At 38.8% G+C, this 15,878-nt stretch carries 16 protein-coding genes; 11 read left to right on the plus strand and 5 right to left on the minus strand.

The window, feature by feature from the left end; translation table 11 throughout:
- The first annotated feature begins 76 nt into the window (after positions 1-76).
- From IEV52_RS04400 to IEV52_RS04410, 3 genes are all read left to right on the plus strand, one after another.
- Complete coding sequence (locus IEV52_RS04400; protein WP_188401289.1) at positions 77-934, plus strand: ABC transporter permease subunit; 858 nt, start codon at positions 77-79, stop codon at positions 932-934.
- On the plus strand, positions 931-1,953 hold the full coding sequence (locus IEV52_RS04405) for an ABC transporter permease (RefSeq protein WP_188401290.1): 1,023 nt from the start codon (positions 931-933) through the stop codon (positions 1,951-1,953). Before IEV52_RS04400 ends, IEV52_RS04405 begins: the two co-directional genes overlap by 4 nt.
- 63 nt (positions 1,954-2,016) lie before the next feature.
- Entirely contained in the window at positions 2,017-2,793 is a 777-nt protein-coding gene (locus IEV52_RS04410; protein WP_188401291.1) for a protein-glutamine gamma-glutamyltransferase, read from the plus strand.
- A 36-nt stretch (positions 2,794-2,829) separates the two neighbouring features.
- On the opposite strand, the gene IEV52_RS04415 is transcribed toward IEV52_RS04410, so the two are convergent.
- Positions 2,830-4,149 carry a murein hydrolase activator EnvC family protein gene (locus tag IEV52_RS04415; protein WP_229754184.1) on the minus strand — a complete coding sequence of 440 codons (1,320 nt, stop codon included), beginning with the start codon at positions 4,147-4,149 and terminating at the stop codon, positions 2,830-2,832.
- A 188-nt stretch (positions 4,150-4,337) separates the two neighbouring features.
- On the opposite strand from IEV52_RS04415, the gene IEV52_RS04420 reads away from it, so the two are divergent.
- From IEV52_RS04420 to IEV52_RS04435, 4 genes are all read left to right on the plus strand, one after another.
- The gene (locus tag IEV52_RS04420) at positions 4,338-5,249 is read left to right on the plus strand and encodes a GNAT family N-acetyltransferase (RefSeq protein WP_188401292.1); all 912 of its coding nucleotides are present in this window, start codon (positions 4,338-4,340) and stop codon (positions 5,247-5,249) included.
- A gap of 67 nt (positions 5,250-5,316) precedes the next feature.
- Positions 5,317-5,871, plus strand: coding sequence for a sigma-70 family RNA polymerase sigma factor (locus tag IEV52_RS04425; RefSeq protein WP_229754185.1), 555 nt, complete (start codon positions 5,317-5,319; stop codon positions 5,869-5,871).
- Positions 5,872-5,875: 4 nt separating this feature from the next.
- Positions 5,876-6,556 (plus strand): hypothetical protein, encoded by a 681-nt coding sequence (locus tag IEV52_RS04430; RefSeq protein WP_188401293.1) that lies wholly within the window; start codon positions 5,876-5,878, stop codon positions 6,554-6,556.
- A gap of 46 nt (positions 6,557-6,602) precedes the next feature.
- Positions 6,603-7,370 carry a DUF4931 domain-containing protein gene (locus IEV52_RS04435; protein ID WP_188401294.1) on the plus strand — a complete coding sequence of 256 codons (768 nt, stop codon included), beginning with the start codon at positions 6,603-6,605 and terminating at the stop codon, positions 7,368-7,370.
- Between the two features lie 141 nt (positions 7,371-7,511).
- On the opposite strand, the gene IEV52_RS04440 is transcribed toward IEV52_RS04435, so the two are convergent.
- Positions 7,512-9,149, minus strand: a complete 1,638-nt coding sequence (locus tag IEV52_RS04440; protein WP_188401295.1) for a M20/M25/M40 family metallo-hydrolase — start codon at positions 9,147-9,149, stop codon at positions 7,512-7,514.
- 158 nt (positions 9,150-9,307) lie between these two features.
- Here IEV52_RS04440 and IEV52_RS04445 point away from each other — a divergent pair, with 158 nt between their 5' ends.
- From IEV52_RS04445 to IEV52_RS04460, 4 genes are all read left to right on the plus strand, one after another.
- A complete protein-coding gene (locus IEV52_RS04445) occupies positions 9,308-10,012 on the plus strand; it encodes an ABC transporter ATP-binding protein (RefSeq protein ID WP_188401296.1) in 705 nt (234 codons plus the stop codon).
- On the plus strand, positions 9,996-11,309 hold the full coding sequence (locus IEV52_RS04450; RefSeq protein WP_188401297.1) for an ABC transporter permease: 1,314 nt from the start codon (positions 9,996-9,998) through the stop codon (positions 11,307-11,309). The genes IEV52_RS04445 and IEV52_RS04450 overlap by 17 nt, the downstream gene beginning before the upstream one ends.
- 317 nt (positions 11,310-11,626) lie before the next feature.
- Positions 11,627-12,313 (plus strand): Type 1 glutamine amidotransferase-like domain-containing protein, encoded by a 687-nt coding sequence (locus tag IEV52_RS04455; RefSeq protein WP_229754186.1) that lies wholly within the window; start codon positions 11,627-11,629, stop codon positions 12,311-12,313.
- A gap of 65 nt (positions 12,314-12,378) precedes the next feature.
- Positions 12,379-12,963: a superoxide dismutase family protein gene (locus IEV52_RS04460; RefSeq protein ID WP_229754187.1), complete on the plus strand. Its 585-nt coding sequence runs from the start codon at positions 12,379-12,381 to the stop codon at positions 12,961-12,963.
- Positions 12,964-13,034: 71 nt separating this feature from the next.
- Here IEV52_RS04460 and IEV52_RS04465 read toward each other — a convergent pair whose 3' ends face one another.
- The 3 genes from IEV52_RS04465 to IEV52_RS04475 are packed head-to-tail and all read right to left on the minus strand — an operon-like array spanning position 13,035 to position 15,639.
- The gene (locus IEV52_RS04465; RefSeq protein WP_188401298.1) at positions 13,035-13,826 is read right to left on the minus strand and encodes an ABC transporter permease; all 792 of its coding nucleotides are present in this window, start codon (positions 13,824-13,826) and stop codon (positions 13,035-13,037) included.
- A 12-nt stretch (positions 13,827-13,838) separates the two neighbouring features.
- A complete protein-coding gene (locus IEV52_RS04470) occupies positions 13,839-14,627 on the minus strand; it encodes an ABC transporter permease (RefSeq protein ID WP_188401299.1) in 789 nt (262 codons plus the stop codon).
- On the minus strand, positions 14,611-15,639 hold the full coding sequence (locus IEV52_RS04475) for an ABC transporter ATP-binding protein (protein WP_188401300.1): 1,029 nt from the start codon (positions 15,637-15,639) through the stop codon (positions 14,611-14,613). The genes IEV52_RS04470 and IEV52_RS04475 overlap by 17 nt, the downstream gene beginning before the upstream one ends.
- Between the last annotated feature and the right edge of the window lie 239 nt (positions 15,640-15,878).

Raw genomic sequence — 15,878 nt, forward strand, 5'->3', positions numbered from 1 at the left:
TCCTTCAAAATGATGGAAGGGATGAATGATTTTTACGCGGTGAATCGTCTATGTAAGAAAGAGAAGGGGGAAGAGAATGAGAATCTTTAAAAAATTGATACTGCAGCTATCGCTAACGATTATTTCCATCATCCTTATAAGCGGATTGCCAGACTTAATCATGAATAAAGATGTATCTCTTTATCGTGACAAAATCACTGCGGTGTTCACTGCAGTAATAAAGTTAAATGAGATGACTTATTTTAACCAGGGTAAGGAGCGTTTGTTTATGGGAGATATTTGGGAGCCCTACCTGTATTCCCTGACCATTCTTTTCGGTGCACTGATCATTGCATTCTGCATAGCGCAATTGCTTACTTGGTGTACGTTAATGCTGCCGTTGTTTATAAGAAGAGTCGTTAAAAATCTACTTACATTTTTAGAATCATTACCAGACCTGCTTGTATTTGCACTAGTCCAGATGGGAATCGTATTTATCTATAAGAAAACAGGAATACTTATTTCAAATGTAGCTTCATTAGGAGCGGACGACAGAATTTACTTCGTACCTATTGCTTGTCTGATGATACTGCCACTTGTTTATTTTTATAAAATGATGATTTTATTAGCGGAAGAAGAACTTCAAAAACAGTACGTTGAAACAAGTCTGGCAAAAGGCTTGCGTAGAATATATGTACTAATCGTTCATGTGACGAGAAATACAAGTGAAGGCATTTTTCACTTTTCTAAGTCTGTTCTCTGGTTTATGATATCGAACCTTCTATTGGTCGAAATCATCTTCAATATTCACGGTCTAACACACTACATGTATCACGACTTTAGGCCGGAAATGTTGGCTGCTTGCTTGATCTTGCTGGTTATACCATTTTTTCTTGTTTATGCCCTTTTCGAATGGATCATTACTCACTTTACGAGAAGAGGTGAAGCGATATGATCAGAAGTTTTAAATTTTGGATCGGCTGCTCCATACTATTCGGATTAATCGCCTCTAGCTTTATATTCGCTATATTTTTTGACAGTGAAGTGCGCCAAGTACAATTGCTATATGATGAGAACAAGAATTTAATAGGCGCCGCTCCTTTTGATCCATCACTCATGTTTCCCCTTGGAACAGACCGGCTTGGGTATGATATTAGTCATAAGATATTGCAAGGAGCGAAATTTACATTATTAGCCGCTATTACCACTGGTGTTTTTCGGGTTCTTTTGAGCTTTATAGTAGCCATACCTCTTGCCTTTTATATGCCTGATAAGGTTAGAAAAAGCTTTGATCAGCTGCTTAGCTCTTTTTATTTTATTCCACTGACCATTGTTGCAGTTTTTATTTTATCACCTATATTAAATGAACAAATAGATGCTCAAGGAAACCCGTATTTTATTTATAGCTTTATTGAACGAATCGGACTTGAAGTAGTTATTTTAACCCTTCTCGTCGTACCGCTATTGGGTTCGATGATCGGGAATATGATGGCTTCTGTTTTAAAGGAAGACTTTATTGACGGAGCACACCTTTTAGGTGCTAGCAGATGGCGTATCTTTAGAAAACATGTAATGCCTCATCTCTTGCCGAAACTTATTATCGTATGGTGTCAGCAATGTGTGCAAGTGTTAATAATCTTTGTACACCTTGGCTATTTAAAACTTTTCTTTGGGGGGACGGATATTGATTTTAGCCCTTTCATGGCGGATCCTCCAAAGTCGTTGTCAAATGAATGGTCTGGTTTAGTTGGCGATTATTACACCCTTATTCAAGCCAATCCGTCCATTGCTCTTGGCCCGATCATCATGTTCGGTATCGCCATATACTCCTTTCAGCTGATGGGTGAAGGCTTTCAGCAACATATTCAGACGAGACACGTGAAGAGGGGAAAAAAAGCAAAACCACGATCTAAAAACAATACAGTAACAGTAGGAAAGACACCTTTTGAATTTTTACAAAATAGGGGGGCATAAAAAACACCACTTATCTCTTCCTGCCATAGTATGTAATATCCTGTGCAGACAGGGGGGAGAGAAATGATTTTTGTTCATGGGTATCCGGTAGATACGGCTAAAATCTCTGGATTTAATCAGCTTACATCCAGACAGAAACAAATAGGTAAAAAGCTTGAAAACTCTAGGGAATCGTTTTATTACACAAGTCCGCACCAGTTTTTATTTGAAGCGATCATGCGTTCAAATATTGTTGCGGCTGCAGAAGCTATGCGGGATAGCGGTGCAGGTTTTGCCACGTTTGTAACAGCACGCTGTAATCCGCAATATTGGAGAAGAACAGCTTACGGCGGTTTTTTGCTTAGACCAGACGTACGTCCCTCTGATGCGATTACAGATATCTTCATCAATGGAAAGAGATACGGATTTGAATGTACAACCGCCATAATGATTATGTTTTATAAAGCAGTTCTTGAGACAATTGGAACGAGGATGTTTGATCAATTGTTTAACGGGTTGCTTCTCTACAGTACAGAGCATGATGAAGATCTTCAAATCATTGCAGTGCCATCCGGGGATTCATTGCCGGGGGATGTGAGATATATAAAAAATCCGCAGCACCATCCAAATACGCCTCAATGGCAGGGGGAGAACGTGATCGACCTTGGAAACGGGCAAGTATTTGGTCATGGAATAGGAACGGGGACATTTGGAGAGATCATCGATGTACTTAATAAAAAGAGAATGCCTGGTGCAACGGTATCGGCGTTTTTAACCGCTGAGATCATCAGGCCAAACTATCGATTAATGGCGGAGTATACACGTCACCCGGTTCGCCGGCTGCTTGGGACAGTCATATAAAAAGACGCAGAGAGTAAGTTCTCTGCGTCTTTTTGTTTATTGAAGATAAGGTCTAGGGTCAACAGCATTTGATTTCGATACGTTCCACGGACCTTTGTGCAATTCGAAGTGAAGATGCTGTCCTCTTGATGCACCCGTATTTCCTTGATAGCCAAGGAATGTACCTTGTGAGACTGATTGCCCTTGGCTTACTGCAGGGGCAGTTCTCATGTGTGCATAGATTGTTGTATACAATTGACCATTAATATAGTGATTCAAATAAACAACGTTCCCATAACTGCTGGAATAATAAGCTCTGGCGACCGTCCCTGAAGCTGCTGCAACAATCGGAACTGTGCTGCCGCCCTTTGCAATATCCATACCATAATGCATACCAGAGCTTCTGTAACCGAAGTTCGAAGTGATTATCCCTTGTGTAGGGAAAATGAAATCACGGTATACAGGGGTTGGAGCTGGTGCAGGTGCAGGCGGTGGTGTAGATGGTTTTGAAGAACCGCTTGAAGAACCTGAGCTGGAAGAACTTTTAGCTCTTGCTTCAGCTTCAGCTTTCGCTTTTGCAGCTGCTGCTTCTGCCGCTGCTCTTGCAGCCGCTTCTCTCTTTTTACGTTCTTCTTCCTCTTTTTTAGCACGTGCTATTTCAGCTTTAATTGCTACTTCTTGTGCAGAGAGCAATTCGTTTTTCTCATCCAACTGCATGATATGGTCATGAATTTCTTCTTCTTCAGCCTCTAACTGTGATAGAAGAGCATTCTTTTGTTTTTTCTGGTCAGATAATTTTTGGTTTAATCCTTCAAGCTCTTTTAGGTCTTGATTAAGAGATGCAAGTTCACTTTCAACTTCTCCCTTTTTCTTTTCTACAGCTAGTTTATCGCGTTTGTGCTCTTCTAAGATCGCCTTATCTTGCTCAGCAATGACGTTCAGAGCAAATACGCGGTCTAGAAAATCGCCAAAATCTTTAGCCCCTAATAATACATCTAAGTAATTGATAGCCCCGCCGCTTTCATACATCGAACGTACACGGTCTTTTAACAGTTCATCACGTTCTTGTATTCTCTTTTCCAGCACTTCAATTTCTTTTTTTAGCTTTTCGATCGAAGCTTTTGTTCCTTGAATAGACTCCTTTTTGTTTCCGATCTCTTTAAGAGTTATATCTATAGAAGACTCTAATTCTTCGATTTGTTTAACCATATGTTCTTGCTGATTTTGATTCTTTTTTAATTCACTCTGCTTTTTACCTTGTTCAGAGCGGTTTTGTTCTTTTTTTTCTTTTATAGAAGACAGTGTTTCTGCCGAGACGGTATATGTACTAAATGCTAGACTGAGAGACAGTGTAGCCATCACAAGCTTGCGTTTCAAAATGGGTACTCCTCCTTGTATGTGCAAATGTTGCCAATTTCTTTTCTGAAGTGATTATACCATTGATTACCTATCAATTATTGCGAAATAATATTACATTTGTGTTTCAAAATATTACACTATGAAACATAATTCGACGCAGTTTTGTAACAATTTGTCTGGAAAAGGAAATGACATGGTATATTTAGATGGATAGAATTCCAAAAAAAGTAGGTAATTATATGGAGCTTACATTACAAAAAAGTCAGAAGCTGCAGAAGTTTCATAGAGAAGCACTCTATCCGTTATTTGAACAAGTTTTTGGCATACCACCTGAAATGTTAGAGGATTATTATTCAAAAGGATTCTGGAACCCTCTGTATTGTCCTTATTCATTATTTAAAAGAAATCGAGCAGTCGCAAATGTGTCAGTCATTCCGATGAAATGGATCATTAAAGGTGAAGTTGTTGACGCGGCCGGCATACAATCTGTTATGACCTTGCCTTCTGAGAGAAAAAAAGGATATATGACAAGACTCATGAATTTAGTTCTTAAAGACTTAAGAAAATATCCATATGTATTTCTTCAAACGGAGAATCCAGGACTTTATGAAAGATATGGATTTAAGCAGATAGAAGAACAAATTTTGATAATAGAAATGCTCCAAGATGATTTAGTACATAAACACATGCTTAAAAAAATAGATTTTAATTATATGGAAGATATCAAGTTGATCCAAAAGTGTTTTTCAAGACAAGTGGAAAACTCCCAAGTTTTTGTGCCGCTTCATTACAAGCACTCTATGCTACTAAACTTGTATAATCCGTCCTTAGCAGAAAAATTATATTACTCAGAGCTCTTAGATCTTTTGTTAGTCTTTGAGGTAAGTGAAGGCGTGCTGAGAATCTATGATGTGATCGGACCAACAAAGGTCGATCTGGATGACATATGCAGGATCATTGGAGGAAGATACAGCTCTATAGAATTACACTTTTCAGCTGATCAGATCATTGAAACAAACAATATAAAAACCAAGAAAAAACAAGGGACCCTTATGGTTAAAGGCCATTTAGACTTAGGGAATCGCCCAATAGGATTTCCCATTACCGCTTCATTTTAAAAAAGTTGAATAAAAAATAGATTGGGAATCGTCTAACGTTTAGTGAAAGTGAAAGGGGGGATTGTCCTTGAAAACGGTATCTGAATATGGTTCAAACGAGTTTAATTCACAATATCTCAGTCAGGAAGAATGGCTGATACACATTATGGATTTGTACCAAGATAAGGTGATCAGACTAGCTTATACATATGTGAAAGATAGAAAGCTAGCTGAAGATTTGGCACAAGAGGTCTTTGTAAAATGCTATGTACATAAAGACAATTTTCGAAATGAATCGTCTGTAAAAACATGGGTTTACGCCATAACTGTCAACTTATGCAAGGATTATTTAAGAAGTGGCTGGAAGAAATACATCCATGTGATCGACCGTTTTGGGAAGTCCAGACAATCCTCAGTACTAACACCTGAACTTTCTATCGTACAAAAAAGCGAACATGAAGCATTAGCTGAACAAGTCTTAAAACTACCGCTCAAATATCGGGAAGTTATCCTTCTCTACTATTATAAAGAACTTACAGTTAGTGAGATCAGCCAGATTTTAAATAAGAAAGAACCTACAATCAGGACGATCCTTCAGCGAGGTCGAGACATGCTGCGGCGTAAATTGGAGAAGGGAAGGTGAGATCATGGAAGATCCTTTGAAACAGCTGCCTGAAATATTGAACAACGGCCGTCTGAAAAGTATAGCTTTTAAAGAAGAACACCGGCAAAAGGTTTTTCAGAAAACACGTGATCTAAATAAACCTCCTGCACCAAAAAGCTTATGGTATCACTGGTTCCATCAAAGTTTAAGTCTAGCGTTAGGTGTAGCATTCATCTTTATCTTTATTCAGTTTGCAGAAAGCATGCCGCTTAAAATGGATAAGAATAAAGAAGCTGAAAACACATCTGAAATTCCTTATGTCAATCAAGCCATCTTAACAAAGGCCAGACATGATATGCGAAACCATCATGATGTTACGGGTATTGATGCCTATCAAAAAGGTGATACACTTACCGTATATATTATGTTTCCTGAAGATCTAACTCAAGATGAACACATTTTTCTAACGGAGTCTTATTTAAAAGAAGTATCTCATCTCACATTAAACGAGCCTTATGCAGCACAGGAAAACTTGGGAGAGCTTTGGAATTATGTTAATGTTAAAGTCTATACAACAGGTACAACAGACAATGACATGCAAGCTGATCTCCTCCAACTGGATCAAAATTTCGAATGGCTCGGTTCTATTAATAAACATGACGGTGTACTGAAATGGGAAAGAATAACAGATAATGATAAAGTCCAGAAGACAGGAAATTTATAAAATGAGATAGAATTAGACAGGAAACAAGCAAAAGCGGTGAAAAAGCATGAATAAAACACATATTACATTTTTTACAGAAATAGGAGCTCAAAAGCCGAATAGCATTAAGAACAAAGAAATCCCATGTCCGTTTTGTCGTATTGATGAACTAGAGGAAGTATTGGATAAGCGCGGATCGATTATTTTAGTAAAAAATAAATACACGGTACTTGATCAAGCATACCAAACAGTTCTTATTGAAACCGATGAATGCGAAGGTGAACTCTCCAACTACAGCAAAGACCATCTTTATAACGTTCTTCATTTTGGTATGGAACATTGGGAACGAATGTTAAGCAGCGGGGAATATAGGTCGGTTATGTTCTTTAAAAATCACGGTCCTTTATCTGGAGGTACCATTCGCCACCCGCATATGCAGATCATTGGTTTAAAAGAAGTGGACTGCCAGCATGATTTTTCCGAAAGTCAATTCGAAGGGATTACTATTCTAGAAAAACAAGGCGTTAAATTTACTGTTTCTAACAAGCCGCGGGTAGGTTTTTATGAACTGAATGTCATTTGGGAAAAAGACGCGGAGCTTTCCTTGTATGCAGATTGTATACAGACAGTTGCTCATTTTTTGCTTAACCACTTTCATAGAAACTGTACAAGCTACAACTTGTTCTTTTATAAGAATAACGGCAGAACATACTGTAAAATTATGCCCCGATTTATTACTTCGCCTCTTTATATGGGGTATGGCATACAGCAAGTGGCCAACAGCATCGATATAATTGCAGAAAAGATTAAAACGATCTATTTTCCAAACGAATAAAAAATCAGATTAAACGAATTAATTTGTTTTTAGTACATGAACCATCTTCTCTTGATTGTGAGATAAAAACTTAGCCGAATTAGTCCCCCTGCATGTACAAGCACCGATCAAAGCCATACAAGCAAAAAAAAAACAGATCTATCAGATCTGTTTTTTTGATTTTTCAAATAGAGTTTCCATCGCAAACACGATAAGGGGATGAGTTTCCTCCATAACCTTGTTTATCTCCAGCCGTTCTGTCCATTGATGAGCATCCTTACCTAAAGGTCCGATGTTAATGACAGGTATATTGATTTCTCTCATATCATCAAATGGAATATTATATCTGGATCCGAGTAACGGAAAGTTACTTGTAAAGGATGAAAGATCTTTTGAATCACCATTGAACCCTATATAGCTTAGATCTGATAGACCGCTAAAGTAATGAACATTAACAAGGTCGCTGTTAAACTGGCTTTTTGCATGCTTCACCACTTGATCGGATGTCGCTTTAATTAACGGATGGTCACTGGAACAAACGGCTGGATAGAATGGCGGCGTATAGAATAAAACGATCATAGGTGAAATATCACGGCACAAACTTGCTAGCTCGAAAACATATTGAATGGTAAGTTCCCTTTCATCTGCGTTCGGATTATTGGTTTGCAGCATGTTTTCTCTGCGATCTAATTCCTCTTGTCCATACTTTGTGACCGCATGCTCATATAGTTCATTAAAGGTAAGTACTTTGATCTCTTCCTTTTCAGGTGTAAAAGGAACGATCTTAGAAACAGCTTTACTTCTTTCAAAGAGACGTTCTTCTATTGACCTTGCAGCTTTTTGTGCACTGTTCATCAACATAGAAGTAATGTCCGATAGCGAACGATTAAATAGCATAAGGTTGAACAGGGTTACAGCAGCATGCGGAATTTGGACGGAATAATGGTCTTTTAAGTCTTTTTGGATCAAGTTCGTAGGAACAGGTGTAGCTTCCTCCCGAAATGTCTCCACATAATCAACGTTCCATTCTAATTCTCTTGTAATCTCAGCTGCCATCGCATTTCCGTTCATACCAGCCAATGGTTCACCAACATGCGTTTCTTTTCCGTAACAAAGAAAGCCAGGCAAAATTTTTCCGGTTGATCCTGTATACATATATGGGGAAGTATCACCTGGGTATTTTGTAAAACTAGGTTCACCGTTCAGGCAGGTGATATATTGAATATCATATTCTTCCTGCAACTGCCGTAATACGCTGACACCAGCAAGCATTCCTTCAGAATGAACCTCTTCATCCGGGACCGAAATCATGAGAACATTACCATTAAAATGTCCTGTTGCTGCTTTTTCAACCATGGACATATGAAGTGCGACACCAGCCTTCATATCCATAATTCCACGTCCGAAAAGCCATTCACCATTTTTTAGATCTTCTTGAACGAAAGGATGTAGAAGCTCTTTATTTTCCACGATCTTCTCAGTCAGCTCATCAGGACGGAAAGCTAAATGCTTCCACTCACCAAAATCCTCGACAGAAACAACATCAAAGTGACTCAATAGAATAATGGTCTCTTTCACACTAGGGTCATTCTGGACAAAAGCCGTGACAAGTTTTCGGCCATCTGGAATCGGATGATGACGAAGATGATCAGGATTTTTAGTGAAATATTCCAGAGAAGAAAGCGTATGGTGAAGATGCTCAGCCATAAACATTTCTCCATCATGATGGGTAATACTTGGAATAGAAACGAGGTCTTTTAATAGTTTCGTATATCCCTCTTTTGACTGCCACTTTAACATATGTGTACCTCCTTGATGGATGCCTTTGTTATCTATACTACTCTTTCCCTGAAAATCCTTCTTTCAAAAATAGCTTGGAATGTATTGACATTGTATTACATGACGTGGTATATGTGTATTATAGTAAATAGTACACTTAATACATAAGGGGTGGGGTAATGATTAGCGTAAGTAATTTATCGTATGCTTTTAAAATTGGTAAAAAAGACAAAGAGAATGTTGTTCCCGTTTTACATGATGTTCATTTGCATGTAGCAAAAGGAGAAATCGTGGCGATCGTTGGCAGAAGCGGCTCGGGAAAGTCAACACTATTAAACTTAATCTCCGGCTTTATAAGACCTGAGATCGGAGAAATCACGATTGGAGGTACTAAAGTTAGTGGTCTAACAGAATCAAAATGGGCGGAGTTTCGCTTAAATCATCTTGGTTTTATTTTTCAAAGTTTTCAACTGATACCAAGCATGACAGCCTATGAAAACGTAGAGTTCCCTTTAGTCTTAAAAGGGGTGAACGAAAAAGATAGAAAAGAAAAAACACTTGAAATGTTAAAACGTGTTGGTTTAGAGCCATACCAAAATCATTATCCTGGTGAACTTTCAGGAGGACAGCAGCAGCGGGTCAGCATAGCTAGAGCGTTAGTGCTGAATCCGCCGCTTATCTTGGCGGATGAACCAACTGGAAGCCTTGATTCTGAAAACGAAAGAGAACTATTGAATTTTATTAAAGAACTTAATGAGGACTACGGAATTACTTTTTTAATGATTACACATGATCATGAAGTGGCTTCTATTGCTCATCGTAAAGTAGAAATTGTAGATGGTTATTTAAAGGAAGGGAGAATGCTTCATGAAGTTCAAAGATAAACATCGTTTTGTAAGAAGCAATATGAAGAAGAACAGAACACGTGTGTGGATGACCATTCTCGCATCAACAATCGGTTGCGCCTTTTTAATCATGCTTGCATCTGTCGGATTTGCCATTCATAAAACAGCGATAGATGATGTGATGAGCTACCGGATGATGAACGAGATCCAGATTCAAAAAGAGAACAGCATGTTAGAAGAGAATGATGTGAAAAAGCTAGAACAGATTAAAGGTGTTAAGGCGGTAACAAGGAAAAAGTATACGCCTGCCAACCAACTATCCATCGATGAATATAACACGTATGCTGATGTGAAGAGTGCCCATATGCCTTCTGAAGAAAAAGCAGGGTTTGAATTGGAGAAAGGCCGTTTGCCGCAAAGCAAAAATGAGATCGTAATCGGATACCATTTTGCAGAAAACTTACGAAAGGATGCTCCAAAAAACTTTTTAGAAGGATTGAGTGAGGAAGAAGCACAAAAGAAAATGAAAGAACTTTCATATAAAGGTGATCTGTTAAACAAGACAATAACCTACCATATGAAAACAGATAACCAAAACGTAAAGGTGGATGAGCAAGCAAAGACACTAGAAGTTAAGATTGTTGGTATCGGGAAAAAGCCAACAAAAGAATGGGCGATGGATAACTATGTATTTATAACCGAAGATCTATATAAGGAAGTGTTTTCGATTTTAGGTGAACAAGATCCTGAGTTGGAGGCAGCTGAAAATAATTATAGCGAAGTGAATGTATATACAGCGTCTGCTGATGAAGTGAAAGCGGTATCTGAAAAAATTGAGAAATTAGATTACCTGACCTATTCAGTAGTAAGTGAATTGAAGGAACTGAACATTTACTTTACCTTGTTTAAAGCAGGATTGATTTTTATTGGTGCGATCGCAGTACTGATTGCTTCCATCGGTATATTTAATACGATGACGATGGCGGTTACAGAACGTTCTCAGGATATCGGTATCATGAAAGCAATCGGGGCTACTCCAAAAACGATTAAACGCATCTTTCTTTTAGAAAGCGGTTATATCGGCTTATGGGGAGTGGGATTAGGAACCATCTTGGCGTATGTGATCAGTTATGGAGTCAATTTTGCTCTGCCAATTATCATTGAGCAGTTTATCAACGAAAAACCACCGGAAGATTTTATCCTTTCATATATTCCATGGAGCCTTACAGTCATTTCCGTTACGATATGTATGGGTGTAACACTGTTATCAGGGTGGAGACCGGCTGCCAAAGCAACGACCGTGGATGTACTTAAAGCTTTAAGAAGAGATGTATAAAAATGGGAGCACCAGCCGATGTTTAAAGTCGACTGGTGTCTTTTTGTAGGGATGTCTTTTTAGGATGTCCAGCGTTTTTATAGAAATTCACTTTTCCGTGATTACTAGATTTTTTTCCGTGATTATTAAACTTTTTTCCGTGATTGCCACCTATTTTAACGTGGTTATCCAAACTTTTCCCGTGATTATGAACTATTTTAATAGTTTAGAACTAGAGTATTCTCTTAGTGTTGGTCTGGAGAAGAAAATTGACCAACAGAAACAGGAAAAAGGATCGTTTTCCCCGAAAACGTACTTTAAAAGGAGTGGATTACATCTTGAAACAAATCATAGCTATGGGTGGCGGCGGTTTTTCCATGGAACCCGAAAATAAACGACTGGATCATTACATACTTCAGCAATGTCGAGTTGAAAAACCGCACATTTGTTTTATCCCAACAGCAAGCGGTGATGCTGAAGGGTATATCGAGCGCTTTTACAAAGCCTTTGAACGGGAAAATTGTGTCCCTTCACATCTATCTTTATTCTCTCCGCCTGTTGATTTAGAGAAGTTCGTGAAGAAGCAGGATATATTTTATGTTGGCGGCGGCAACACAAAGAATCTGCTAGCACTATGGAAAGAGTGGGGGTTAGATGTTCTATTAAGACAAGCTTACGATGAAGGAAAGATTTTAGCTGGACTCAGTGCAGGGTCTCTTTGCTGGTTTGAAGAAGGAGTAACCGATTCCTTTGGGCCACTCAAGGAGCTTGAGTGCTTAGGTTTTTTACAAGGGAGCCACTGTCCGCATTATGATGGAGAACAAGAAAGAAGACCTGCTTATCATAAGCTTGTGAAAAATGGATTAAAACCAGGATATGCGGCAGATGATGGAGCAGCACTGCATTTTATTGATGGGAGACTGCACAAGGCAGTTAGTTCAAGAGAAATGGCTAGAGCCTATTATGTAGAGAAGCTTGAAGGAGAAGTAGTAGAGAGAGAGTTAGAAACACTTTTTTTAAAATAGATGTTTAAAGTCCTGATCATTGGGCGGAAAATAGACTATTCGCTAATCATCAGGAGGTTAAAATCTTGAAAAAAATTGTAACGATCGTGTTTCTATTAATGCTTATAGTTGTTCTTACTGCATGCGGGAACAACAATAAGGATGAGCATGAGAATCACGATATGGAAGAATCTCAAGCTGCATCAAGTAAGGTTAAAGGTGGATCATATATCGTAAATCTAATCGATACAAAAGGGAAGAAGGCTGGAGAAGCGACGTTAACACAGATGGCTGACGGTGTTAAAGTGGAAGTGAACGCAACAGGATTAAAGCCTGGAGAGCACGGAATACACTTTCATGAGAAAGCAATCTGTACACCACCCGATTTTAAGTCAGCTGAAGCTCACTTTAATCCTACAGAAAAAAAACATGGTTTCCTAAATCCGAAGGGTCCGCATATAGGTGACATGCACAATATAAAGGCGGATGAAAGCGGAGTCGTTCAAGATGAAGTGCTCTCCAATCTGGTGACACTTTCTGAAGGGAAATCCAATTCACTGTTTGCAAAAAGCGGTACAGCGCTGGTGATTCATGATAAGTCAGATGATTACAAAACTGACCCTGCAGGGAACTCAGGCGATCGCGTTTTGTGCGGTGTAATTAAAAAATAAAGAGAAAGCTGGCTTACATGCGTCTATGATGAGACAATGAGCCAGCTTTTCTATTTCATTCATGATCTTCTTTAACTTCCCGTACTTGTAAAGGCTCGCAGACCTCTGTTCCAAAACCAGTAGGCGGCTATACATGAAATTACGGCGATGATCGGCGTCAATAAAGCAAGCTTTTCAAACCCTGAGCCTTCGATAAAATAAGCAGCAGGATAGAAGGCAGTAAATCCATATGGGATTATCCATGTTAATAAGTAACGAATCCCCTTATGATAGATGGTTAAAGGATAGCGGGCAAAATCGCTCAAGTTAAAGATTGTCCATACGATTGGAAGACTATCAACCATCCAGAAGGATAACGTCGCAAAGAATAAATTGATCGCAACAAAAATAAATCCTGATGCAATAATCATTACAACTAAAATGGCGAACTCCAATACTCCCCACGAAATATCTAAATGCGGCATGGCTGTACTGATTACAATAATGCCTATAAACAGCTGTCCGAATCCATCTTGCTGAAGCCGGTCTGCGATAAAATGAAACAATGGATTAATCGGACGGATAAGGAGACGGTCAAACTTCCCTGGGCGTATGTACTGCCATCCAAGCGTCCATAGATTATCAAAGAATATGTGGTGGATAGACCTGCCCGTAGCTGCAATACCATAGATAAATAGGATTTCATAAAAAGTCCATCCGTTCAATTCATGAATATGATCGAAGACAATTTTAACAAAGAATATTCCAGCGAACTGCTGAAGCATAACAGATAGGACCCCGAGTAAAAAATCCATCCTATACTCCATCATGACTTTTAAGTTTTGCTTGCAAAACAGATAATATAATTTCATGTACCTTATCATGAACACCACCTCCTACCCTCCAAAAATAGTTACCTTTTTCATAGCGAATGACCATAGCACTCTTAACAAGATAAAGAGCAAGACAGCCCAAACAACTTGTGATCCTACAGCAAGCCATGCCTCTGTTCCTGTTAAAATGCCTGTATAAATGGCTACGGGGACATAGACCATAGCCTGAAACGGTAAGAAGAGACTTGCGGTCTGAAACCATTCAGGAAATAGAATAAGAGGTACGAGCGCTCCTGAAAAAAATGAGATCACCGCTTCTTTCATTACTTCAAGGCCCCAAAGGTTAATCGTCCAAAATGCGAGGATGGCTATCAATAAATCAAAAAAGGTACCAATCCATATCCCCAGTATTGCACTAAACAAGAATAGAACCCCACCTTGCCAAGTTTCGGGAAGTGTAATATCCATAAAAACAAAAGCGAGTAAACCGAGCGGAAGTGCTCCTCGTATAAAATAAACCACTTTATCACCGATATCCATGGCGATTAACCGTGTGATCAGATGATAGGGGCGCATGAGTTCAATGGCTACATTGCCGTCTTTTATCGTATGAGCCAGTTCGCGTCCAACACCTGACACGAACATCTGCAAGAACATGGCAATAATAATATAAGTAATCATTCCATCAAAATGCAGACCTTCAATTTCAGTGCGACTGCTGTAAACCGCTTTCCAAAAGAAATAAATAACAAGCATTCTTAATAATACTGAGAAGGTATTCGCCCAAAACCATGCTGAATAAGCCGCATGGACCTGCATTTGTACTCTGGCAAACTCAATGTATTTCCTCATGATGCACCCGGCCTTTCATTCCTCTTCCATAGATTTCTTCTACGATTGTTTCAATCTTTGCATCGGCTATGGTTAGATCAGCAACTGAGTATTGGTTCATCATGCTATGAATCACTTCGGCTCCTGAAATATCTTTATTGCTAAAGGAAATAGACACATTGTGGTGATCTTCATCCGTTCTTGGAAGAATTTTTGCTACTTTTTTAAGTTCTTCAGGTAAAACACATTCAGTGATGGAGTCCTCCAGTTCAAAATGAATAACTCGCTTTTCACCAAACTGAGATTTGATATCTTGGATGGAGCCATCGTAGATGACATTGCCGTCATCAATAATAATAATCCGTTGACAGATTTCTTCGATGTCCTGCATGTCATGGGTTGTTAAGAGTACAGTCGTACCATACCTGGCGTTCATCTGTTTAATAAATGCTCGAATTCGTACTTTAACAGCGACGTCTAATCCGATCGTTGGTTCATCTAAATAGACCACTTTGGGGCGGTGCAGAAAAGCAGCGGCAAGTTCACAACGCATTTTTTGTCCTAATGACAGCTGCCTGACGGGAATGCCAAGCAAAGGCCCTAGATGAAGAACATCAACAAATTCAGCCAATGTTTCTTCATACTGCTTTTGAGGAATTTCATAAATATGTTTTAACAGTTCATAACTTTCTCTGACAGGGATATCCCAAAATAATTGAGTGCGTTGACCAAAAATGGCACCGATATGACTGGCATTCTGTTTTCTGTTTTCATAAGGGACGATTCCGTTCACTTTTACTTCCCCTGAAGTAGGAGTTAAAATGCCGGTTAGCATTTTTATCGTTGTAGATTTACCAGCACCATTTGCACCGATGTATCCCACCATTTCACCAGCATTAATATGCATGTTTATTCCTTTAACTGCTTTTTTGGTTTCATACTTTCTATGAAACAATGATTTAATGGCTCCTCTTAATCCAGGATCACGTTTAGCGATTCTATAGTGTTTTTCTAGGTCATTAACTATTATCATGTTGTCTCTCCTTTTAAAAATGAACACAAAAAAACCACAGACCTAATTCCTGCGGGCATGTGTGCATATGAAATTTATATTAAATTGCTCACGTGAGACGTCAGGTTTGAAAGGGATATGAAATTAATTTGATTGTATGATTGAAATCCACATTTAATCCCTCTCCTTTTGAAAACGTTTGCACAATGGTGAATAAACGTATTATATCGAAACTTCATGTGATTGTAAAATATATCCTT

Origin of the sequence: Fictibacillus barbaricus, from assembly GCF_014635025.1 — a bacterium.
GTDB lineage: Bacteria > Bacillota > Bacilli > Bacillales > Fictibacillaceae > Fictibacillus > Fictibacillus barbaricus.